General features: G+C 71.3%; 18 protein-coding genes and 1 pseudogene. 14 read left to right on the forward strand and 5 right to left on the reverse strand.

Annotated features, from left to right (window positions below; genetic code table 11):
* Positions 1–109: 109 nt before the first annotated feature.
* The 3 genes from ABZZ04_RS10645 (at position 110) to ABZZ04_RS10655 (ending at position 3547) form a co-directional block, all read left to right on the forward strand.
* Positions 110–1483: a diacylglycerol kinase family protein gene (locus tag ABZZ04_RS10645; protein WP_356931821.1), complete on the forward strand. Its 1374-nt coding sequence runs from the start codon at positions 110–112 to the stop codon at positions 1481–1483.
* Positions 1476–2129 (forward strand): phosphatase PAP2 family protein, encoded by a 654-nt coding sequence (locus ABZZ04_RS10650; protein WP_356931822.1) that lies wholly within the window; start codon positions 1476–1478, stop codon positions 2127–2129. Before ABZZ04_RS10645 ends, ABZZ04_RS10650 begins: the two co-directional genes overlap by 8 nt.
* A gap of 191 nt (positions 2130–2320) precedes the next feature.
* Positions 2321–3547: a cation:proton antiporter gene (locus ABZZ04_RS10655; RefSeq protein ID WP_356931823.1), complete on the forward strand. Its 1227-nt coding sequence runs from the start codon at positions 2321–2323 to the stop codon at positions 3545–3547.
* A gap of 110 nt (positions 3548–3657) precedes the next feature.
* On the opposite strand, the gene ABZZ04_RS10660 is transcribed toward ABZZ04_RS10655, so the two are convergent.
* Entirely contained in the window at positions 3658–4125 is a 468-nt protein-coding gene (locus tag ABZZ04_RS10660; RefSeq protein ID WP_356931824.1) for a MarR family transcriptional regulator, read from the reverse strand.
* A 165-nt stretch (positions 4126–4290) separates the two neighbouring features.
* Here ABZZ04_RS10660 and ABZZ04_RS10665 point away from each other — a divergent pair, with 165 nt between their 5' ends.
* The 4 genes from ABZZ04_RS10665 (at position 4291) to ABZZ04_RS10680 (ending at position 7826) form a co-directional block, all read left to right on the forward strand.
* Positions 4291–5499 carry an MFS transporter gene (locus tag ABZZ04_RS10665; RefSeq protein WP_356931825.1) on the forward strand — a complete coding sequence of 403 codons (1209 nt, stop codon included), beginning with the start codon at positions 4291–4293 and terminating at the stop codon, positions 5497–5499.
* 76 nt (positions 5500–5575) lie between these two features.
* Complete coding sequence (locus ABZZ04_RS10670; protein ID WP_356931826.1) at positions 5576–5995, forward strand: heme-binding protein; 420 nt, start codon at positions 5576–5578, stop codon at positions 5993–5995.
* Between the two features lie 112 nt (positions 5996–6107).
* Positions 6108–6932 carry an aldo/keto reductase gene (locus ABZZ04_RS10675; RefSeq protein WP_356931827.1) on the forward strand — a complete coding sequence of 275 codons (825 nt, stop codon included), beginning with the start codon at positions 6108–6110 and terminating at the stop codon, positions 6930–6932.
* Between the two features lie 99 nt (positions 6933–7031).
* A complete protein-coding gene (locus ABZZ04_RS10680; protein ID WP_356931828.1) occupies positions 7032–7826 on the forward strand; it encodes an SDR family oxidoreductase in 795 nt (264 codons plus the stop codon).
* 38 nt (positions 7827–7864) lie between these two features.
* Here ABZZ04_RS10680 and ABZZ04_RS10685 read toward each other — a convergent pair whose 3' ends face one another.
* Positions 7865–8152, reverse strand: a complete 288-nt coding sequence (locus tag ABZZ04_RS10685; RefSeq protein WP_356931829.1) for a hypothetical protein — start codon at positions 8150–8152, stop codon at positions 7865–7867.
* A 234-nt stretch (positions 8153–8386) separates the two neighbouring features.
* The gene (locus ABZZ04_RS10690) at positions 8387–9202 is read right to left on the reverse strand and encodes a ribonuclease activity regulator RraA (protein ID WP_356931830.1); all 816 of its coding nucleotides are present in this window, start codon (positions 9200–9202) and stop codon (positions 8387–8389) included.
* An 84-nt stretch (positions 9203–9286) separates the two neighbouring features.
* Between ABZZ04_RS10690 and ABZZ04_RS10695 the strand changes: the two are divergent.
* The 5 genes and pseudogenes from ABZZ04_RS10695 to ABZZ04_RS10715 form a co-directional block, all read left to right on the forward strand.
* Positions 9287–10555: pseudogene (locus ABZZ04_RS10695) on the forward strand (alpha-L-fucosidase); the annotation flags it as partial.
* A gap of 352 nt (positions 10556–10907) precedes the next feature.
* Complete coding sequence (locus tag ABZZ04_RS10700) at positions 10908–12152, forward strand: extracellular solute-binding protein (protein ID WP_356931831.1); 1245 nt, start codon at positions 10908–10910, stop codon at positions 12150–12152.
* On the forward strand, positions 12131–13057 hold the full coding sequence (locus ABZZ04_RS10705; RefSeq protein WP_356931832.1) for a sugar ABC transporter permease: 927 nt from the start codon (positions 12131–12133) through the stop codon (positions 13055–13057). Before ABZZ04_RS10700 ends, ABZZ04_RS10705 begins: the two co-directional genes overlap by 22 nt.
* 9 nt (positions 13058–13066) lie before the next feature.
* Entirely contained in the window at positions 13067–13978 is a 912-nt protein-coding gene (locus ABZZ04_RS10710; RefSeq protein WP_356931833.1) for a carbohydrate ABC transporter permease, read from the forward strand.
* Between the two features lie 103 nt (positions 13979–14081).
* Entirely contained in the window at positions 14082–16013 is a 1932-nt protein-coding gene (locus tag ABZZ04_RS10715) for a right-handed parallel beta-helix repeat-containing protein (RefSeq protein ID WP_356931834.1), read from the forward strand.
* Between the two features lie 98 nt (positions 16014–16111).
* Here the strand turns inward: ABZZ04_RS10715 and ABZZ04_RS10720 are convergent, their stop codons facing one another.
* Both ABZZ04_RS10720 and ABZZ04_RS10725 read right to left on the reverse strand, forming a co-directional pair.
* Complete coding sequence (locus ABZZ04_RS10720; RefSeq protein ID WP_356931835.1) at positions 16112–16846, reverse strand: GntR family transcriptional regulator; 735 nt, start codon at positions 16844–16846, stop codon at positions 16112–16114.
* Positions 16847–17142: 296 nt separating this feature from the next.
* Positions 17143–17967, reverse strand: coding sequence for an amidohydrolase family protein (locus ABZZ04_RS10725; RefSeq protein WP_356931836.1), 825 nt, complete (start codon positions 17965–17967; stop codon positions 17143–17145).
* Between the two features lie 183 nt (positions 17968–18150).
* On the opposite strand from ABZZ04_RS10725, the gene ABZZ04_RS10730 reads away from it, so the two are divergent.
* Both ABZZ04_RS10730 and ABZZ04_RS10735 read left to right on the forward strand, forming a co-directional pair.
* Positions 18151–20025, forward strand: a complete 1875-nt coding sequence (locus ABZZ04_RS10730) for a hypothetical protein (protein WP_356931837.1) — start codon at positions 18151–18153, stop codon at positions 20023–20025.
* Positions 20022–20978 (forward strand): aldo/keto reductase, encoded by a 957-nt coding sequence (locus ABZZ04_RS10735; protein ID WP_356931838.1) that lies wholly within the window; start codon positions 20022–20024, stop codon positions 20976–20978. The genes ABZZ04_RS10730 and ABZZ04_RS10735 overlap by 4 nt, the downstream gene beginning before the upstream one ends.
* Positions 20979–20999: the final 21 nt, after the last annotated feature.

A 20999-nucleotide genomic window follows, 5' to 3' on the forward strand; every position in this document is an offset into this window, starting at 1 on the left:
ACGTCCCGGGCGGGGTACGGTACTCACCCGCCCGGCGCGGCCGGGATGATCCGCGGGCCGGGAGCGCGCAGGCTGGAATGACGGGCGAGGCCGGGAGGCGGAACACGGCATGGGGCGAGGAGACACGGGCGGGGCGCGGGCGGCGGATCGCGGCGGAGGTGTGACCGCCCGGGTGCTGGCGCGGCTGGCGGTGCTGACGGCGGTCGGGGCCGTGATCGTGCTGGTGTTCCCGCTCGGCCAGGGCGGGCTGCTGGTCGTCGGGGCCGGGCTGATCGGGCTGGTCGCGTGTGCCGTCGGCGTGTGGTGGCTCCTCGCGTACCGCGGTGCGGTGCGGCTGTGCGGTGCCCTCGTCGCGGTCGCCGCACCGGTCGGGGTCGTGCTGCTCTTCGCACGGGACGGGCTGTGGCTGACAGCCGCGGCCGGGTTCCTGTGCTGGGCCGCGACACTGGCCCTCGCCCGGGGCGCGTTGCGGAGGTCGCGTCCGAAACGGCCGAGGAAGGGGGTCGCCGCGCCCCGGCCGAGGCGGCCGGCACTGATCATGAACCCGAAGTCCGGGGGCGGGAAGGTGGAACGGTTCGGCCTGGCCGAGCGGGCAAGGGCGATGGGGGCCCGGGTGATCCTGCTCGACCCGTCCGCTCCCACCGACGTGGCCGCGCTGGCCCGCGACGCGGTGGCCGACGGCGCGGACCTGCTCGGGGTGGCGGGCGGCGACGGCACCCAGGCGCTGGTCGCGGCGGTCGCCGTCGAGCACGACCTGCCGTTCCTCGTGATCTCCGCCGGTACCCGCAACCACTTCGCGATGGACCTCGGTCTCGACCGTACCGACCCGGCCCGCTGCCTCGACGCGCTGACCGACGGCGAGGAACTGCGGGTCGACCTCGGCGACGTCGCGGGCCGGAGCTTCGTGAACACCGTGTCCTTCGGCGTGTACGCGGATGTCGTGCACCATCCGGAGTACCGGGACGACAAGGCGGGCACGGCGCTGAGCCTGATGCCGGACCTGCTCGTCGGCGAGGGGGTGCGGCGGCTCGACGCCCGGGTCGACGGCGTCCCGCTCTCGTCCCAGCAGGCGCTGCTGATCAGCAACAACCCTTACGTCTCCCCCGACGACATCGCCGGCGACGGCCGTCGGCCCCGGCTGGACGACGGTGTGCTGGGGGTGCTGGGCATCCGGGTGGAGAGCGCCGTGCAGGCGGCGGACCTGGCCGTGCGTGGCGCGCAGTCCACGGGGCTGACCGCCATGTCCGCGCACCGGGTCGAGGTGACCTCCGACACGGACGAGATCCCCGTGGCCGTGGACGGCGAGGCGCTGTGCATGTCCACGCCGGTCGTGTGCACGTCGCGGCCGGGCGCGCTGCGGGTCCTGGTGCCGCGCGACCGGCCGGGCGTGGCCGCGCCCGCTCCGCCCATTGACTGGCGACGGCTCGTCGACCTCGCGTTCGGCCGGGCCGGCGAAACCTCCGAAGGACGGCACTGTGACTGAGTACCACTCCCCCGCGTCCGTCGCGTCGGTCCGCCGTACCGCGGCGGCCGTGCTGGGCGATCTGCAGGCGGTCGACGGGGCCATGTACGCGGCCGTGGCCGCCACCCCCACGCCCACGCTGGACCGTGCGCTGCGGCGGCTGTCGCACACGGCCGACCGTTCGAAGATCTCGCTGGTCGTCGCGGCCGGTCTCGCGCTGAGGCCCGGCCGTCCCCGCAGGGCGGCGGTGGCCGGGGCCGGCGCGGTCGCGCTGGCGTCGGCGACGGCGAACCTGCTCGGCAAGAGGATGGTCCGCCGCCGGCGGCCCGACCGGGAGCAGGCCCGGGTGATCGTGGCCCGGCAGGTGCCCATGCCCCAGTCGGCGTCCTTCCCGTCCGGTCACACCGCGTCGGCGACCGCGTTCGCCACGGCGGTGGGCGTCGTGCTGCCCCCGGCGGCGGTGCCGCTCGGGGCGCTGGCCGTCGCCGTCGGCTACTCCCGCGTCCACACGGGCGTCCACTATCCCGGTGATGTCGCGGCCGGTGCGGTCCTCGGCTTCGCCGCCGCCGCCGTGTCCCTGACCGTCGGGCGCGCCCTGCTGGTCCACGGCGCGGTCCGGCCGGTCGTACGGGAGGCGGCGGGCCGGATGCGGGGGCCGTCCGGGTGACCACCGGGCGCGGCTTTGCCGTGCGCCGGGGCGGGCGGAGAACCGCGGGCTAGCGTCCGACGAAGCGTTTCGTCGCCCTCCTGCCTTCCGCGTCCGCGTGCTCCCGTGTTCGCGCGTTGCCGCACCCGTGCGCTCGCGCGTTGCTTCGTTCGTGAGCCCCGCGTTCGTGAGTCCCGCGTTTGTGAGTCCCCGTGTTCGCTCTTCTCGTCCTTGTGTCGCTGCTGTTCGTGTGGACCCTGGTGTCGGAGCGGCTGGCCCGGTGGAGCATCACCGCGCCCATCGCGTTCGCCGTGGCCGGGATCGTGCTGACCCGCGGCGAGCACCCGGCCGTTCCTCTCGACCTGGAGGCACACGCCTTTCAGCAGGGTGTCGAGCTGGTGCTCGCCGTCATGCTGTTCACGGACGCCACGGAGGCCCGGCACTACGGGCGTCTCGGCAGGTCGGTGGGGGAAGGCCGGCTGCTGTGCCTGGCCCTTCCGGGTTCGGTGGGCCTCGCGACCCTGGCCGGGGCGGTGCTCTTCCCCGGTACGAGCTGGTGGCTGCTGGCGGTGGCCGCGCTCGTGGTGATGCCGATGGACCTCGCCCCGGTCGCGACGTTCCTGCGCGACGAGCGGGTGCCCCTGCGGGTACGGGCCGCGCTGAACGTCGAGGGCGGCTTCAACGACGGGCTGATCTCGCCGCTGTTCGTGTTCTGCGTGGCCAACATCGTCTCTCCCCGGGGGGAGTCCTTCGCGTCCCTGGTCCTGAACGCCCTGAAGGGTGTGGCGTTCGCCGTGCTCGTGGGCACGGTCGTGGGCCTGCTGGCCTCCTGGCTGGTGCGGCGTTCCCTGGACTCCGGCTGGGCGCGGCCGGCCGGGCTGCGCCTGTCGGCCCTGGCCCTGCCGTTCCTGTCGTACGCGGCCTCGGTGCTGATCGGCGGCAACGGCTTCGTCGCCGCGTTCGTCTGCGGCCTGTGGTACGCCCGCGCCGCGCATGCCGTCGGCCACGACAACCTCGAACTCACCCATGACGCCGCCCATGTGATGGCCCTGGCGGTGTGGTTCACCTTCGGCAAGCTGGCCGCGGACGAGTTCGCGCAGGACGGTCTGCCCCTGGCGGTCGTCGGCTACGCCCTGCTCGCCCTCACCGTGCTCCGGTTCGTGCCGGTGTACGCCTCGCTCACGGGTGTCGGCTTCGACGTGGCCGAGCGCGGCACCGTCGGCTGGCTCGGTTCCCGCGGGGTGACCTCGATCGTCTTCGCGGTCCTCGCCTACACCGAGCTCCCGCCGGACGACGGGGCGTTCGTCTTCCAGGCGACGGCCGCGACCGTCCTGCTCAGTGTGGTCCTGCACGGTGTGACGGCGGAGCCCGTCGCCCGCGGGTTCGCGCGCCGCGACCGGTCCGGTGCGCGGCGTGCCGCGGAAGGATCCGCCCGGTGAGCGGCGCGGTGGCGTCCGGCCGGCCTGGCACGTACCGGGCCTTCCGCGCCGGAGGACCCGTACGGTCCCGTTGACCGGCCGGGCGCGGCCGTGGCCCCGCGCCGGGCGGGTCAGACCGGCCGAATCTCGCTCCGCGGGTGCCGGACGGCCCGGACCAGGGGTGCCAGCGCGGGGTCGGCGGCCGCCTGGTCGAGGGCCTCGCGCAGGGCGGTGTTGTGGGTGGGGCGGGCCTCCTCCAGCAGGCGCAGGCCGTCGTCGGTGACGTCGGTGTAGATGCCCCGGCGGTCGGTGGGGCACAGGTAGCGCGAGAGCAGTCCGCGGTCCTCCAGCCGGGTCACCAGCCGGGTGGTGGCGCTCTGGCTGAGGACGACGGAGTCGGCGACCTGCCGCATCTGCAGGTGTCCGCCCTCGCCGTCGTGCTGGCGGCTCAGCACGTCCAGCAGCGAGTACTCGCGTGCGCTCAGCCGGTGTCCGGCCTGGAGCGCGCGTTCGACTCTGCTCTCGATACGGCCGTGCAGCAGCGAGAGCGCCGACCAGCCGTGCGCCAGTGCGGTCATCGCCGGATCGGTGGCGGTCATGAGCGGCTCCTCGGTCGGGTCGGACGGACGGGGTTTCGGTGCGCCCCGGCGGTATATCACACAGCTCACTATACCCGCGTTTGCCATTAGCCCTCGTGTGCAACTATTGTCGGAGCACGTAAAGCGCTCACGCAATCCCTCCTCAGCATGTCAAAGGACCCTGTCATGCCACTCGCACTGCTGGCCCTGGCCATAGGGGCCTTCGGAATCGGCACCACGGAATTCGTGATCATGGGGCTGCTGCCCCAGGTCGGTGCGGACCTCGGCGTCTCCGTGCCGACAGCCGGTTTCCTGGTCACCGGATACGCCCTCGGCGTCATGATCGGCGCACCGATCATGACCGTCCTCGGCACCAGGATCTCCCGCAAGAACATGCTCATGCTGCTCATGGGCCTGTTCATCCTCGGCAACCTGATCTCCGCCGTCGCCCCGGTCTTCGCCGTCATGCTGATCGGCAGGGTCGTGGCCTCGCTGGCCCACGGCGCCTTCTTCGGCATCGGCTCCGTCGTCGCCGCCGAACTGGTGGCGCCGGAGAAGAAGGCCGGTGCCATCTCCATGATGTTCACCGGCCTGACCGTGGCCAACGTCGTCGGGGTGCCCCTGGGCACCTTCGTGGGCCAGAGCGCCGGCTGGCGCGTGACCTTCCTGATCGTCGCCGGACTAGGCGTCCTGGGTCTGGTGGGTGTCGCCAAGCTCGTGCCCGACGTACCCGCGCCGGAAGGGGTGCGGCTGCGGGACGAGGTCGCCGCCTTCAGGAACACCCAGGTCATCCTGGCCATGGCCATGACGGTCCTCGGCTTCGGAGGCGTGTTCGCCGCGATCACCTACATCGCACCGATGATGACCGAGGTCAGCGGCTTCGCGGAGTCCTCCGTGACCTGGCTGATGGTGGTCTTCGGGCTGGGCATGGTGGCGGGCAACCTCATCGGCGGCCGTTTCGCGGACCGCAAGCTCATGCCGATGCTCCACACCGCCCTGGGCGGCCTGGCACTGGTCCTGCTGCTGTTCACCTTCCTGGCCTCCGGCAAGGCCGCGTCCGTCGTGGCCGTCTTCCTCATCGGGGCCCTCGGCTTCGCCACCGTCCCGCCGCTGCAGAAGCGCGTCCTGGACCACGCCCACGGCGCCCCGACACTGGCCTCGGCGGTCAACATCGGCGCCTTCAACCTGGGCAACGCCCTGTCCGCCTGGCTCGGCGGCCTGGTGATCTCCGCCGGTCTCGGCTACACCGCGCCCAACGCCGTCGGGGCCGTCCTGGCCGCCGCCGCCCTGGTGCTGGCCGTCGTCTCGCACCGGCTCGAACTGAGGCCGGCCCGTACCGCCGCGACCCCCGCCGCGGTTCCCGCCACCGCCCCGGCGGAAGCCGTCCGCTCCTGATTCACCCACACCCGCGCCGTACCGGTCGCGTGTCCCTCACCGATCCCCCCTCCTCCCACCGATACAAGGAATGCTCATGAGCACCATCGCCCCCGTGGCCCCGCTGACCGCCGACGACGCGGAGACCCTCGTCCGTGCCGCCCGCCACGCCGCCGACGCGGCAGGCGTCCCCGTCAGCATCACCGTCCTCGACGCCGGCGGGAACCTGCTGGCCTTCCGCCGCGACGAGCGTGCCGTACTCATCTCCGGCGAGACCAGCACGGCCAAGGCCCGCACCGCCCTGCAGCTGAACGCGGCGACGGCCGACCTGGTCGACCTGGTCAAGCCGGACGGCCCCTTCCACTCCCTGCCCACCGCGCTGGGCCGGCCGCTGCTGTTCATCGCCGGCGGGATACCGGTCCACCGCGACGGACAGCTCATCGGCGCCCTCGGCCTCGGCGGCGGTGCCCCCGAGCAGGACCACTCCTTCGCCCGGACCGCCCTCCAGGCCCTCTGAACCCACCCCCGACCAACGGGGCTGCGACGGCCGGCACCGTCCGGCCGCCGCCCGCCCCGCTCCCCACCGGTCCACTCCGGCCCGACCCCACTCACCACGTAAGGACCCCCCGATGACCTCCGTACCGAACGTGACGCTCAACAACGGTGTGACCATGCCGCAACTGGGCTTCGGCGTCTTCCAGGTCCCCGACGAGGAGACCACCGCCGCGGTCGCCAGTGCCCTGGAGGCCGGCTACCGCAGCATCGACACCGCCGCGATCTACGGCAACGAGCGCGGTGTCGGCAAGGCCCTCGCCGCCTCCGGCGTCCCCCGCGAGGAACTGTTCGTCACGACCAAGCTGTGGAACGAGGACCAGGGCTACGACCGGGCGCTGGCCGCGTTCGACGCCTCCCTGGACAAGCTCGGCCTCGACCACGTCGACCTCTACCTCGTCCACTGGCCCACCCCGGCCCGCGACCTGTACGTACAGACCTACAAGGCGCTGGAGAAGATCCTCGCCGACGGACGGGCCCGTGCCATCGGCGTCTCGAACTTCCAGGTCTCCCACCTGCAGCGGCTCATGGAGCACACCGGCATCACCCCGGCGGTCAACCAGGTGGAGCTGCACCCCGGTCTCCAGCAGAAGGCGCTGCGCGCCTTCCACGCCGAGCACGGCATCGCCACCGAGGCCTGGAGCCCCCTGGCCCAGGGCGCGGTCCTCGACGACCAGGCGATCGTGGGGGTCGCCGAGGCACATGGCGCAACCCCGGCACAGGTCGTGCTGCGCTGGCACCTGCAGAGCGGCAACATCGTGATCCCCAAGTCCGTCACCCCCGCCCGCATCCGGCAGAACCTCGACGTCTTCGGCTTCCAGCTCACCGACGCCGACATGACCGCCGTCGCGGGCCTCGACCGGGACCTGCGCACCGGCCCGGACCCCGACACCTTCAACTGACCCCGAACCGCCCCCGCGGTGCCCGTCCACGCCGGACGGGCACCGCGGGGCGCCGTCGTCACCGCAGCCGCTCCACCGCCCCGACGAGGAGAACGCCTCATGCAGATCGACCTCTCCGGCCGCACCGCCCTGGTCACCGGTTCCACCCAGGGCATCGGCCACGCCATCGCCACCGGCCTGGCCCGCGCGGGAGCCCGCGTCGTCGTCAACGGCCGCGGCGAGGAGCGCGTCGCGGAGGCCGTCCGCACCGTGCGCGAGGGCTCCGGCAGCGACGACGTCACCGGCGCCGTGGGCGACCTGGCGACGGAGCGGGGCGCCGCCGCCGTGCTGGGGACCGTGCCCGACGTCGACATCCTCGTCAACAACCTCGGGATCTTCGGCTCCGTCCCCCCGCTGGAGATCGACGACGCCGAGTGGCGCCGCTACTTCGAGGTCAACGTCCTCGCCTCCGTCCGGCTCATCCGCGCGTACCTGCCCGGCATGAAGGAACGGGGCTGGGGACGCGTCCTCAACCTCGCCAGCGACTCGGCCGTGGTCACCCCCGCCGAAATGATCCACTACGGCATGACGAAGACCTCGCTGCTCGCCGTCGGCCGCGGGTTCGCCAAGGACGCCGCCGGCACCGGTGTCACCGTCAACTCCGTCATCGCCGGGCCGACCCGCACCGGAGGCGTCGAGAACTTCGTCCGCGAACTCGTCGGCGACGAGCTGCCCTGGGACCGGGCGCAGCGCGAGTTCATGGTCACCCACCGCCCCCAGTCCCTGCTCCAGCGCCTCATCGAGCCCGAGGAGATCGCCAACATGGTCGTCTACCTCGCCTCGCCCCAGGCCTCGGCCACCACCGGCGGCGCCTTGCGCGTCGACGGCGGCTACATCGATTCCATCCTGCCCTGATCCCGGCGCCGGCCCGGTGGGCACCGGCCGGCGGCCCGTCAGACCAGCAGCATGACCAGGGCCTGCATGACGAACAGCGAGCACGTGAGGACCGCGAGCACGCCGAAGGACATCTGAATCCAACCGCGGGCCGCGTAGAAGGTGACGAAGGCGCTGAGCACACCGGCCACGCCCAGGAGTACCCCGAGCCAGAACACCGGCCCCTCGGAGAAGCGGGACAACACGCCCATCGCGGCCATCACGATCAATATGGTTCCGACCTGCCCCGGGGTCGGGGCGCGGCGCGGCGTGCGAGAGGCGGGCGTACGGGGCTGGTTCGAGCGCATGTGTCCTCCTCGGGGACGGAGCGGAATCCTCACGGGGCGTGTCGGTGGCAGGACACGTCTGCGGCAAGGACGACGCCGGGCCGTGAGAGGTTCCGTCCGTTTCCGGCACGGGGTTCGGCGGGCATCGCCGACCCGGCGGCCGCGGTGCCCGCGCGAACGGGACGGGACGAGGCGGGGCGGGGAGGCCGTGGTCCGTCCCGGCCCGTTCGCGCGGGTGGCCGGTGCCCGGGTGCCTCAGTCGGCGGAGCGGCTCGCCAGGTACTCGGCCATGCCCGCGCCGGTGAGCGGGTAGTAGTCGGACAACCGGGCGCCCTCGTCGAGGCGTTGCCGTGCGAACGCCTCGCGGTCCTGGTGCAGCAGGGCGTCCTCGGCCAGGGGAACGGCGCTGTGCTGCGGAACCACCACGGCGCCGTCCTCGTCGGCCACGATGAGGTCCCCGGGGGTCACCAGGGTGCCGCCGACACCGACCGGGACGTTGAACGCGGAGGGGAAGAGCTCCGTCTGCGAGGCGTAGTGCGGTGTCACGCCGGTGCACCAGACGGGCACGCCCAGTGCGCGGATGCGTGCGGCGTCGCGCACCCTTCCGTCCACCACGATGCCCGCGCCGCCGCGCAGCTTGAAGTAACGCACCAGCATGTCCCCGAGGCAGCCCGTGAAGTGGCTCGCGTACGCCGAGACGACCAGCACGTCGCCGGGGCGGATGGATTCCAGCACGCCCCACAACGCGGTCTTGCGCTCGATGTCCTCCTGCTCCGCGCCGGAGAAGACGTCCTCGCGCTGCGGCAGGAACTGCAGGGTCACGGCGCCACCGGTGATCTTGACGTCCGGCTCCCGGTGCAGTGGCACGGGGCCGTCGATGAAAGTGCGGGTGATGCCCATCTGGTGCAGCTTCGCGCAGGCGGTGGCGGCGCTCACGTCCGCGAGTGCCTCCACCATGCGCGCGGTCGGCCGTACGAAGGACGAGGTGTGGACCGGAGCCCGCATCGACTCGTAGGTCTCGGCCTCCACCGTCGACGCCGTTTCTCGGTCCCCGGTCGGGTTCATTCGCATGCCTCTCCGCGTACTCCGCCGCACGCAACGACAGTGACATTATCGCCTATCGATGGTAGATAACAGCCGACCAATGAGAACTGTCAACAGCGGCAGGAGAGTTCAGTGCCCACAGCATCCGTCGGTTGGTTCGACGCGGCACGCTTCGGACTGTTCGTCCATTTCGGTCTGTACAGCCTCGCCGCGCGGCACGAGTGGGTCCGCGGCCGGGAGGCCATGCCTCAGTCGGAGTACGACCGTTACCTGCGGAAATTCGATCCGGACCTGTTCGACGCGAGGGAACTGGCCCGCGCGGCCCGGAAGGCGGGGATGCGGTACGCCGTACTGACCGCCAAACACCACGACGGGTTCTGCCTGTTCGACTCGGCCCTGACCGACTACACCTCGGTGCGCGCCGCGGGCCGGGACCTGGTGGCCGAGTTCGCGGAGGCGATGCGCGCCGAAGGACTGCGGGTGGGCCTGTACTACTCGCTGCTCGACTGGCACCACCCGGACTTCACCGTCGACCGGCACCATCCGCTGCGCGGCACCGACGCGGCCGACGAGCCCCGGGACATGGCGCGCTACCGCGCGTATCTGCACGGCCAGGTGCGCGAGTTGCTGACCGGTTACGGCCGGGTCGACCTGCTCTTCCTCGACTTCACCTATCCCGGCAAGGGGCCGGCCGAGTGGGGTGCGGAGGAACTGATGTCCATGGTCCGCGAGTTGCAGCCGGGCATCCTCGTCAACGACCGGCTCGGCATCCCGGGCGACTACGTGACTCCCGAGCAGTACCAGCCCGACCGCCCGCTGGAGCGGGACGGCGCGGCGGTGCGGTGGGAGGCGTGCCACACGCTCAACGGCTCATGGGGTTACGACCGGGACAACCACGAGTACAAGGACCCGGCGATGCTCGTCCGGATGCTGGTGCAGTCCGTCGCCTGCGGGGGCAATCTGCTGCTCAACGTCGGCCCCACCGGCCGGGGTTCACTGGATCCCCGGGCCAGGGAGACGCTGCGCGCCATCGGCCGGTGGATGGTTCCGCACGCACGGGCCGTGCACGGCGCGGGGCCGAGCGGGTTCGAGGCACCACCGAACACCCTCTGCACGCGATCCGGCCGGAACCTCTATCTGCACCTGCTCTCGTGGCCCCTCAAACACCTCCATCTGCCGGGTCTCGCCGGGCGGGTGCGTTACGCGCAACTGCTGCACGACGGCTCGGAGATCCGGTTCCACGAACTGGACGGGGCGCAGCACGAGCACGTCAACATGGCCCCGCCCGGCCGCGCCCCGGGCACGCTCACACTGACGCTCCCGATCGTCCGGCCGGACGTGCTGCTCCCGGTGATCGAGCTCGAACTGGACGACGAGTGAGGGCACCGCGGCCTCTTCCCGCAGGTGGCCGACGCCGGTCGCCGGTCCGTGCACCGGCGACCGGCTCCGTGCGGGGCCGTTCGGAGGGAACGCACGGATCCGGGCGGCGGATTGACTGCAGCACCCTTGAACATGCCGGGGTGCCACCCATAGCATCAGTAATCGATAGACGATAGCTCCCCGAGTGAGACCCCAAGGTGCCGGGCCATCCCCGGCCCCGCCCTCACCGCGCGTCAGCGAGTCCCCGTGCCACCCCGGCAGCTCGCCCGCCCTCCCCTGCCTGCGGAGCCGCAAGCCGGTAGGGGGAGCCGACTATCGATCACTTACGACTACGCAAGGGAGCGTGTCTCGAATGAGAACTACCTGGCGCCGGGCCTGTGCTTTCGCCGTGGCTCCGCTGGTGATGGCCTCCGCCGTCGCCTGCGGCGGCGGCTCCGGAGACGACGCGGAGGGCACGACCCTGCGCGTCATCGTCAACATCTCTCCGAACCTCACGGAGAAGTACTGGAACGACCTCTTCGCCCAGTACGAGAAGAAGAACCCCGGCGTGAAGGTGAAGCTGGAGCTGACCGGCACGATATCGGCGAACGCCAAGCTGACCCAGGACCTGGCGGCGGGCGACCCGCCGGACGTCGCCCAGCAGATCACGCCGACGCCGGAGAACGCCTCCCTGTTCGCCGACCTGTCGGACCAGCCCTGGGCCGCCGACACCCCGCTGGCCGAGCAGTACGCCATCGACGGCAAGCGCTACGTGGTGGGGGTCGGCGAGCAGATCCAGTCGCTCGTCTTCTACAACAAGGCCGCCTTCGCCAAGGCCGGGCTCGACGCGACGAAGATCCGGACCATAGGCCAGTTCACCGATGCCATGGGGAAGCTGAAGTCCGCCGGCTACAAGCCGTTGCAGACGTCCGGCCAGTGGGTGACGGGGGCCCAGTTCTCCATGATGGCGGACGCCGGTGTCCTCACCGAGGACCCGAAGTGGACGGTCAAGCGCCACGACGACAAGGTCTCCTTCGCCGACAGCGGCTACCTGCCCTACCTCGAGCACTACAAGGAGTGGATCGACTCGGGCCACCTCGACAAGAGCTCCCTCGGTCTCACCTACGCGGACGGCCAGACCGCCTTCCTGAACGGCAAGTCCGCGATGTACGTCATGGGTTCGTACTTCGTGCCCGCCGCGGACGCCGCGAAGAAGAGCGACGACATCGGCGTGTTCACCATGCCGACCGACGGAGCGTACCCGTCGGGCCAGTTCGGCAACATGTCCAACCCGTACGTCGTGGTGAACAAGTCGCGACACAGGGCCGAGGCGATCGACTTCGTGAAGTGGCTGGTCACCGACCCGGTCGCGATCAAGAGCCAGCTGGCCGCCGACGGCAATCTGCGGGAGGGGTTCAGCTACCCGATGTCCAGCCTCGGCACCTCGGTGCAGAAGATCCTGGACGGGGCGCCGTCGGTGATCGTCAAGTCGGGCCCCTCCCAGCCGATCGCCGGCTTCAGCGACGAACTCAACAAGCAGGTCCAGTCCCTGTACACGGGCGCCTCCGCCGAGGACGCCGCCGAAGGATTGGACAAGTGGTGGAACTCGCAGAGCTGACCCGGCGGGAGCACACCACCGCCCGGCGGCGGGTGCGGCTGCGGGAGGCCGCCGTCTCCCTGGGCCTCATGGGGCCGGCCGTCCTGCTCTACACCGTGATGACCGTGATCCCGGTGGGCGTCGCGGTGTACCTCAGCCTGACGGACTGGGACGGCTTCTCGCCGTCCCGGTTCATCGGCCTCGACAACTACCGGCATCTGTTCGACGACCCGAGCTCGGGCGACGCCTGGTACGTGACCGCGCTCATCGCCGGGGTCGGCACCGTGCTCATGGTCGGCGCGGGCCTGGTGTACGCGCTGGTGCTCAAGGGACGGTCGCGCGCGAACTCGTTCTTCCGGGCCGTGGCCTACTTCCCGCACGTGATCAGCGCGCTGATCCTCGGGTACCTGTGGGCGGCGATCCTCGGCACCAACGGCGCCATCAACAACACCCTCGCCAAGTTCGACATGGAACCCATCGGGTTCCTCTTCGACGAGAAGCTCGCGCTCATCACCCTGATCGGGGTCATCGTGTGGGCCGGGTTCGGGTTCAACGTCGTGCTGTTCGTGGCGGCGCTGCAGACGGTGCCGAAGGAACTGCTGGAGGCCGCCGCGATCGACGGCGCCACCCGGCGTCAGACCAATCTGCGCATCGTCGTCCCGATGATCGCGCCGGTGGTGACCGTGGCGACGGTGCTCAACCTGGTGGGCCTGATCCGGGCCTACGACATCGTGGTGAGCCTGACCGGCGGTGGTCCCGCCGGCTCGACGCAGACGTTCACCTATCTCATCCTCGCCCGTTCCTTCGAGGGCACCAAGATCGGTTACGCAACAGCTCAGGCGGTTTTCCTGATGGTCGTGTCCGCCGTGCTCGCCCTCCTCGTGACGGCGCTGCGCAACCGTCAAGATCAAGCCGCGGCTGGTTAGGAGCAGGTGGTGGTCGTAACCGAGGCGAAGGTCCGCGAGAAGCGGACGGCACCGCCGGTGCCCGCCCCCCGGGACGGGCACGAGCGTCAGCGCGAGCCCCGCTCGCCCCTGCGCTGGGTGCTGCTGGGCGTGTTGTTCGTCGTCATGATCGTGCCGGTGTACCTGCTCGTCGTGAACGCGTTCAAGTCGCAGGAGGAGATCCTCGACAGCCCGTTCTCGCTGCCGCTCGGCGGTCTGACGCTGGAGCACCTCTCCGCGGCCGTCAGCAGCCCCCAGTACAACGTGATCGGCGGCTACGGGTTCACCCTCTTCCTGGTCGTGGTCGTGGACGTGCTGTGCATCCTGCTGGCCGGGCCGGCCGCGTACGCGATCGCGCGCAGTCTCAAGCGCCGCACCCAACTGGTGCTGCTGTACTTCCTGGCCGGCACCTTCATCCCCGGCGCCGCCGTGATCATTCCGGTGATCTACGTGCTGCGCGAGATCGGTCTCGCGAACACCGTGACCGGTCTGGTCGCGCACGACGTGGCGACGACCCTGCCGGTGAGCATCTTCCTGTTCGTCGGCTTCATCCGCACCATCCCGGTGGACATCGACCATGCGGCGACCATCGACGGTGCGGGCAGGTACCGGACCTTCTGGACCATCATCTTCCCGCTGATGCGTCCGGCGGTCGTGACGGTGCTGATCCTCAACTCCATAGGAATCTGGAACGACTTCGTCAGCCCGCAGATCCTGCTCAGCCCGTCGTCCGGGCACTACACCGTGACGACGGCGATCTACGCCGGGATCAGTCAGTACTCGACCGATCTGACCAAGGTGTTCCCCAATCTGCTGCTCGCGGTCGCGCCCGTGATCATCTTCTTCATCTACATGCAGCGCCACATCATCAGCGGCCTCACGGTCGGTGCGGTGAAGGGATGATCCGGGCCCGCCGTTCGCGGACCGTCCGTCGAAGGAGAAAGGACATGCTGTGCTGAGGAAATGGTGGTCACGGTCCCGTCGGGGCACGTGGTCCGCGAGTGCTGTGCTCGCGTCCCTGTCCGTGGTGGCGGCCGCCATGCCGGCCGCCGCCGGGCAGGCCGAGGAGGGCCGGACCTACTACGTCGCGCCGTCGGGCCGGGACACGGCGAGCGGCCTGACGGCCCGGACCCCGTTCCGTCACATCCAGCGGTGCGCCGACGTGATGGGGCCGGGCGACACCTGTCTGATCATGTCCGGCACCTACCAGGAGACGGTCGTGCCGGCCCGGTCGGGCACCCCCGGACGGCCCATCACCTACCGTGCCGCCGAGGGCGCGCAGGTGACGATGAACGGCGCCGACCGCGTCCGGGGCTGGTCGAAGGTCACCGACCGGGACGTCGCCGCGATCGCCCGGACCGACCCGTACGCGGCGGCCTCGCCGTTCGGCGAGGCCGTGAAGGCGGGGCGGATCTACAGCACCCGGGTGGACCTCGGCTCCGACGTGACCACCGTGCAGGTGTTCACGGACAAGAAGATGAACGTCGAGGCCCAGTGGCCCCATCCGGGACTCGACCTGCTCGCCCCGGCCCTGCAGTACGCCGCGGCGGGCAGCGCGGAAGCCACCATCACCGACCCGGCGCTGACCCGGCCGGCCGGGTACTGGGACGGTGCGCGTGCGCTGACCGGCTACTGGTACGTGTCGGCGACGGCGAAGGTGAAGAGCTCCGCCGTCGGATCGGTGACGCTGGACGCGGCGCCGCCGTGCGTGCACAAGGTGGTGCCGAAGGAGACCCGCTACGCCCTGGCCGGGAAGATCGGCGAACTGGCCGACCCGGGCACGTGGTTCTACGACCCCGCGGCCAAGCGCCTGTACCTCTACAGCGAGGACGACCCCGGCCGGCACACGATCGAGGCGAAGTCGCGCACCCTGGCCTTCGACCTGACCGGCGCCAGTCACACCTCGGTCGTCGGGATCGGCCTGTTCGCCTCGTCGATCACCACGGGCGACTCCAGCACGGGCATCACCCTGAACCGCATCACCGGCAAGTACCTGTCGCACTACACCGACATCACCCGGGGTGCGACGGACTGCGGCTCCACGGTGACCCGCGGTGTCGCCGACACCGGGATCGTCCTGAACGGCACCGGCAACAGAATCGTCAACAGCGACCTGTCGTTCAGCGCCGGGAACGGGATCGCCCTGCGCGGCCAGAACAACACCGCGACGGACAACATCATCCACGACGTGGACTACATGGGCACGTACGCGGCGGGCATCGCGGTCCAGGGCAACAGCCAGACCGTCATGAACAACACCATCTCCCGGGTCGGCCGCAGCGGCATCAACCTGCAATGGAACACCGTCGAGGGCCTCTCCCCGGGTCCGGACCGGATCGCGTACAACGACATCTCCGGGTACGCCCGGCTGAGCCTGGACGTCGCCGCGATCTACACCTGCTGCAGCGCCTGGATGATGGGTTCCTCCCTCGACCACAACGTGCTGCACGACCCCGAGCCGGCCACCACGCTCACCACGTTCGGGATCTCCGGCATCTACGCGGACAACGGCCAGAGCGACCTGGTCATCGCGAACAACGTGGGCTGGGGGAACCGTGAGGGCACGGTCATGCTCAACGGTCTGGGCACCGGCTCGCACGACAACGGCGTGTACAACAACACCGGTGGGATGACGTTGTTCTACGTCAAGGAACCGGGGCAGTCCACCGGGACGAAGATCTACAACAACGTCGGTCCCATCCGCGGCCTGGACGGTGCCACGAACGGCGGGCTGGTGCTGTCCGCCAATCTCCCGGCCGAGGTCGATCCGCTGTACGTCGACGCGGCACGGCACGACTACCGCCTGTCGGAGGGGTCCCCCGCACGCAACCGGGGGATCGCGCTGCCGGGCATCAACGACGGGTCGACGGACCCGGCCCCCAGCCTCGGCGCCTACCAGTACGGGGCGCCGAAGTGGACGGCGGGCGCCCGCCGTTAGACCGGGTACGACAGCGGCCCGAGCCGGATCTCCGGCTCGGGCCGCTGTCGTCGTGCCTGCGCCCCGCGGGGAGCACGGCGGCCCTCGTCGGGCGCGCCCTAGCCCTTCTTGGCCGCCGTGGACCTGCGCGGCTTCTTCGCCGCCCGCGCGTCCGGCACCGGCCCGCGTCCCGCGGCGTGGTCGGCGAACGCGTCGGCCGCCCGGTCGGGGTCACCGGCGCGCAGCAGGTTCACCAGACGGCCGTGCTCGTCCGCCATCGCCTGCCGGTCCCCCTCGAAAAGGGGGTCGGAGATGGCGCGCAGGGCGCGCAGATTCGGTTCGAGGACTTCCCACATGCGGGCCAGGAAGGGGTTGCCCGAGATCCGGCCGACCGTGGTGTGGAACTCTATGTCGGCGTCGCGGAAACTGCTGACGTCGTTGTCGGCCGCCGCGGTGCGCATCCGCTCCACCAGGCCGTCGAGTTCTTCCAGGTGTTCCTCGGTGAGGTTCTCGGCGGCGAGCCGTGCGGCCAGCCGCTCCAGGGGTTCTCGTACCTGGCGGGCGTACTCCGCGTCCTTCGAGGAGATCTCGACGACGAAGTGGCCGCGACGCGGGATGTGCATGAGCAGGCCCTCCCGGGCCAGCTGTTTCACCGCTTCCCGTACCGGGGCCTGACTCACCCCCAGACGCCTGGCGATCTCCGATTCGACCACTCGGTCGTTCGGTGCGAGGTCGCCCTCGACGACTGCCTGACGGAGCAGTTCGTAGACCTGGTCGGAGATCAGGGTTTTACGGAACCGGTCCTTGTTGGTGGCCAGCGTGGAGACGAACCCAGCCGACGCGTTCGATGCCATGAGATCCCAATCCTGCAATGTTGGGTAGCCGGTTGCGTCATGATACGCGGTCATCGTCTATCGATGACCGAATCCCGCAGATCGGCTGATTCGATGACGGGGTCACGCACGCCGCGCACCCCGGGATGCCTGTCCGGCCATGGGAAGGCGCCCCTCCGGCTCGCCCGGGGGAGGTGGGGAGGAAGGAGCCGCCCGGGGACTTCACGGGGGCCGGGACCGGCCCGGTCGAGCGACAGCATTCATTCACCACCTATCGCCTATCGATCAATGATCGAAGCAGTGCGGTCCGAGCACTGTCAACCGCGCAGCCCGTACACGCGCACGGCCGTCGTGTGCAGCACCTCCCGCCGCTGCCCCTCGGGCAGATGGTCGATCCCCCGCCGGACCGCCGCCAGGGAATCGGCCCGGGAGCCGCGGGGCAGGCAGATCGGCCAGTCCGAGCCGGCCAGGCAGCGGGCCGGGCCGAAGGTGTCGGTCACGTGCCGGACCAGGCGGTCGACCCGGTCGGCCGGTACGCCGTGCTGCTGGGTGAGCAGGCCGGAGATCTTCACCACCACGTTCGGCAGCGCGGCGGCGCGTTCGGCGTCCCGGTACCAGTCGCCGGGGTCCCCCGTCCGGAGGTTCGGCGGGTTGCCGAGGTGGTCGACGACCACGGTCAGCCCGGGGTGTCCGGCGGCCACCCCGGCGGCCGTCCGCAAGGCACCGTCGCCGAGGTTGAGTTCGAGCACCACACCCGCCCCGGCCAGCACGGGAACGAGCCCGCGGACCGATTCCGGCGTCCGCTCCCACACCGGTCCGCTCAGCCGCATCCCGTTGGGCCGCGCCTCGTCCGCCCCGTCCAGGAGGGCCCGCAGGCGGTGCGGTCCGGCCTCCCCATGGGCCTGCAGGTTCGCCACGTAACCGGCGACCAGATCGGGTCGGCGCAGGCGCAGTTCGCGCAGCGCGGACGTCTCGCCGGCGTCCCCCCGGCCCGCCTCGACCAGGACGGTCCCGGCCGGGTCGCATCCGGCGCCGGACTCCTCCAGGTCGGGGAGCGAGAACACCCGGTGGTGCGCGGAGTCCGGACGGATCCAGCCGAACCCCTCCCCTGGGTTCCACAGATGGGCATGGCAGTCGATCACGGACATCACCCTCCACGGGAGCGTCGCCGGCGTATTGACACGTCGGCCCCTGCCGGTGAGTCTAGCCATCGGTAATCGATGGGCGATTATGAAGGGCCGGGTGTTCTTGGTGCTCACGACCGGACGAGGCGAAGGCAACTCCACGACGGGGGCGGGCCGGTGAGGGCCGGGGAAGCCGTGCGGATGCCGGAGCTGAGGGCGAGCCGCCGGGTCACCGACGTGCCGCGGTGGGCCGTGCTCGAACGGGAACTGTTCGCCGCCCAGGACAAGGCGTGGCGGACGTTCGCCGACCGTTACACCGAGCGGGACGGCCGGCTGGTCTTCCACGACTCGCTGGGACAGGGCCTGGACGGCCGGGACGGCGTGGACGACTTCTACGAACCGTTCTTCAACTGGCCGACGCTGTACCTGCTGGGCGGCAGCGCGGACCTGCTGACCGCGTCCCGGCGGCACTGGCGCGGGGTGAGCGCCCAGCTCACCGAGATGGGCATGCTGGAGAGCGGCCTGGAACGCGGCTACGACTGGTTCCACCAGGGCGAGGGCATGCTGCTGTTCTACGGACTGTGCCTCGCCGATCCGAACGACGCGGAACTGCGTGAACTCGCCTGCCGGTTCGCCGACTTCTACCTGCCGGGCGGGCCCAACTACGACCCCGGGCACCGGGTGATCCGGGCGCCGCACAACGGCTCCGCGGGCCCCCGCCCGGGTTTCAGCGACCACGACACGTACTTCCCGTGGAGTGCCGCCCTCCGCCCCTACGGCCTGCCGCTCAGCTGGATCGACGCCGCCGCGTCCTTCGACGAGCTGGCCGCTTCGCCCGAGCGGGCCCGGGCCTACGGCCGGCAGATGTGGGACCGGATGGGACGCGGGGACACGATCGTCAACCTCGCCGCGACCGGTCTCGCCGTCAACGCCCACCTGATCGGCGGCGACCGGCGCTACGCGGACTGGGTCGCCGAGTACGTCGGCGCGTGGCACGAGCGGCTGGACGGCCGCGACGTCGTGCCCGACAACGCCGGTCTGAACGGTGTGGTGGGCGAGTACCTGGACGGCCGCTGGTACGGCGGGCACTACGGGTGGACCTGGCCGCACGGGCTCTCCCCCGTGGGGTCGGCCACGATCATCGGGGCGTCCAACGCGACGCTGCTCACCGGCGACCGGGGTTTCCTGGACCTGGCCCGCAACCCGCTGGACGCGGTGCTGCGGCACGCCGAGCGGCGCGGCGCCGACGGGATGGGCACCCTCGGCAGGCGCTGGCAGCCGCACCTGCGCGCGACCCCCGGCGGACGCACCCTCATGGTGCCCCAGCGGTACGACGACTCCGGCTGGTTCGACTACACCATCATGCCGACCCAACTCCCCATGTCCCTCTGGCACTTCAGCCGGGACGCGGTGGACCTGGAACGCATCGAGCAGCTCCGTTCCACGTCGGAGTGGGACTGGGCGACGGTGCACACGCAGCGCATCAAGGACGAGGCCGGTCACGAGGAGCCGTGGTACGAGTACCTGGCCGGCCGCAATCCGGACTTCCCCGAGCGGATGCTGCGCAGCGCCCTGGACGTCTGCGCCGAGCGGGTCGCCTCGATCGAGAACGACCCGGTGGACCCGGCGGTCGGCCCGGACGCCCTGGGGATCCATCACTGGCAGGACCGCAATCCGGTGCTCACCGAGGCGCTGCTGCAGTTGACCACCGGTTCCCCGCAGGTGCTCTACAACGGCGGCCTGGCGCAGCTGCACCTGCGCTACCACGACGCGGCCGGACAGCGGCCGGGGCTGCCCGAGGACGTCGCCGCGCTCGTGTCCGACGTGCGGCCCGACCACACCGTGGTGGAGTTGGTGAACCTCGGCGACGCCCCGCGTCCGGTGGTGGTGCAGGCCGGTTCGTTCGCCGAGCACCTCGTGCACACCGTCCGGCTCGACGACGGCCCCGCGCAGGACGTCGAGGGGCACTGCTGCACCGTCGAACTGCCCGGCCGGACACGGGCACGGCTCACCCTGACGATGACGCTGCGGGCGGGCCGGCCGAGCTACCGGTCCCCGTGGGAGGTGGCCCGATGACCGGTTCGCCGACGTCCGGGGCGCCGCTGCGGCTGCCCTTCGACCTGCCCCGGCTCGGGATCGGCACCGCCCCGCTGGGCGGGCTGTTCCAGGAGGTGACCGAGCGGGAGGCGGCCGCGACGCTGGAGGCGGCGGCCCGTGCGGGCATCCGGTACTTCGACACGGCGCCGCGCTACGGCCACGGCCAGGCCGAGGAGCGGCTGGGCCGGCTGCTCGGCCCGGCCGGGGTCACCGGGCCGGTGATCTCCACGAAGACCGGGTGGCTGCTGCGGCCCGGGGCGGACGGGGCGCCGGGAGAGGTGGTGACCGACTGGACGGAGGCCGGGATCCGGGCGTCGCTGGAGTCGAGCCTGGAGCGGCTGGGGCGCTCCTCGGTCGACATCCTGTACCTGCACGATCCGGACGACTACCCGGAGGAGGTCCGGCGCACCGCGTATCCGGCGGTGCGCCGGCTCCGGGAGGAGGGGCTGGTCCGGGCGATCGGCTTCGGCATGAACCACAGCGGCCCGCTCGCGGCGTACGTGGCGGAGTTCGACGTGGACGTCGTCCTCGTGGCGGGCCGGTTCTCCCTGCTCGACCACGACGCGCTGGAGACCCTGCTGCCGCTGTGCGCGAGGACCGGCACGGCCGTGGTCGTGGGCGGGGTCTTCAACACCGGGCTGCTCGCCGACCCCTCCCCCGATGCCATGTTCAACTACCGTCCGGTACCCGACCGGGAGCTGGCCCGTGCTCGGCGGTGCGGTGAGATCTGCGCCGAATTCGGGGTGCCGCTCTCCGCGGCCGCGATCCAGTTCCCGTTCCTGCACCCGGCGGTCACCTCGGTGGTCGTCGGCTGCCGGTCCGCGGCCGAGGTGACGGCGAACGCCGCCGCGTACCGGTTCCCGGTCCCGGATCAGTTGTGGGTCCGGCTCGCGGAGGAGGGTTTCGTGCCCGCGCGGCTGGTGGCGGGGTGATCCGGCCGGTGCCCGGCCCGG

This window comes from Streptomyces sp. NPDC006435 (genome assembly GCF_040612315.1).
Classification (GTDB): Bacteria; Actinomycetota; Actinomycetes; order Streptomycetales; family Streptomycetaceae; genus Streptomyces.

Bases quoted from the DNA above. Each gene is read 5' to 3' on its own strand.
- ABZZ04_RS10645 (WP_356931821.1), top strand. From the start codon at position 110: ATGGGGCGAGGAGACACGGGCGGGGCGCGGGCGGCGGATCGCGGCGGA.
- ABZZ04_RS10660 (WP_356931824.1), bottom strand. From the start codon at position 4,125: ATGACCGCCACCGATCCGGCGATGACCGCACTGGCGCACGGCTGGTCG.
- ABZZ04_RS10665 (WP_356931825.1), top strand. From the start codon at position 4,291: ATGCCACTCGCACTGCTGGCCCTGGCCATAGGGGCCTTCGGAATCGGC.
- ABZZ04_RS10670 (WP_356931826.1), top strand. From the start codon at position 5,576: ATGAGCACCATCGCCCCCGTGGCCCCGCTGACCGCCGACGACGCGGAG.
- ABZZ04_RS10675 (WP_356931827.1), top strand. From the start codon at position 6,108: ATGACCTCCGTACCGAACGTGACGCTCAACAACGGTGTGACCATGCCG.
- ABZZ04_RS10680 (WP_356931828.1), top strand. From the start codon at position 7,032: ATGCAGATCGACCTCTCCGGCCGCACCGCCCTGGTCACCGGTTCCACC.
- ABZZ04_RS10685 (WP_356931829.1), bottom strand. From the start codon at position 8,152: ATGCGCTCGAACCAGCCCCGTACGCCCGCCTCTCGCACGCCGCGCCGC.
- ABZZ04_RS10690 (WP_356931830.1), bottom strand. From the start codon at position 9,202: ATGCGAATGAACCCGACCGGGGACCGAGAAACGGCGTCGACGGTGGAG.
- ABZZ04_RS10700 (WP_356931831.1), top strand. From the start codon at position 10,908: ATGAGAACTACCTGGCGCCGGGCCTGTGCTTTCGCCGTGGCTCCGCTG.
- ABZZ04_RS10720 (WP_356931835.1), bottom strand. From the start codon at position 16,846: ATGGCATCGAACGCGTCGGCTGGGTTCGTCTCCACGCTGGCCACCAAC.
- ABZZ04_RS10730 (WP_356931837.1), top strand. From the start codon at position 18,151: ATGCCGGAGCTGAGGGCGAGCCGCCGGGTCACCGACGTGCCGCGGTGG.
- ABZZ04_RS10735 (WP_356931838.1), top strand. From the start codon at position 20,022: ATGACCGGTTCGCCGACGTCCGGGGCGCCGCTGCGGCTGCCCTTCGAC.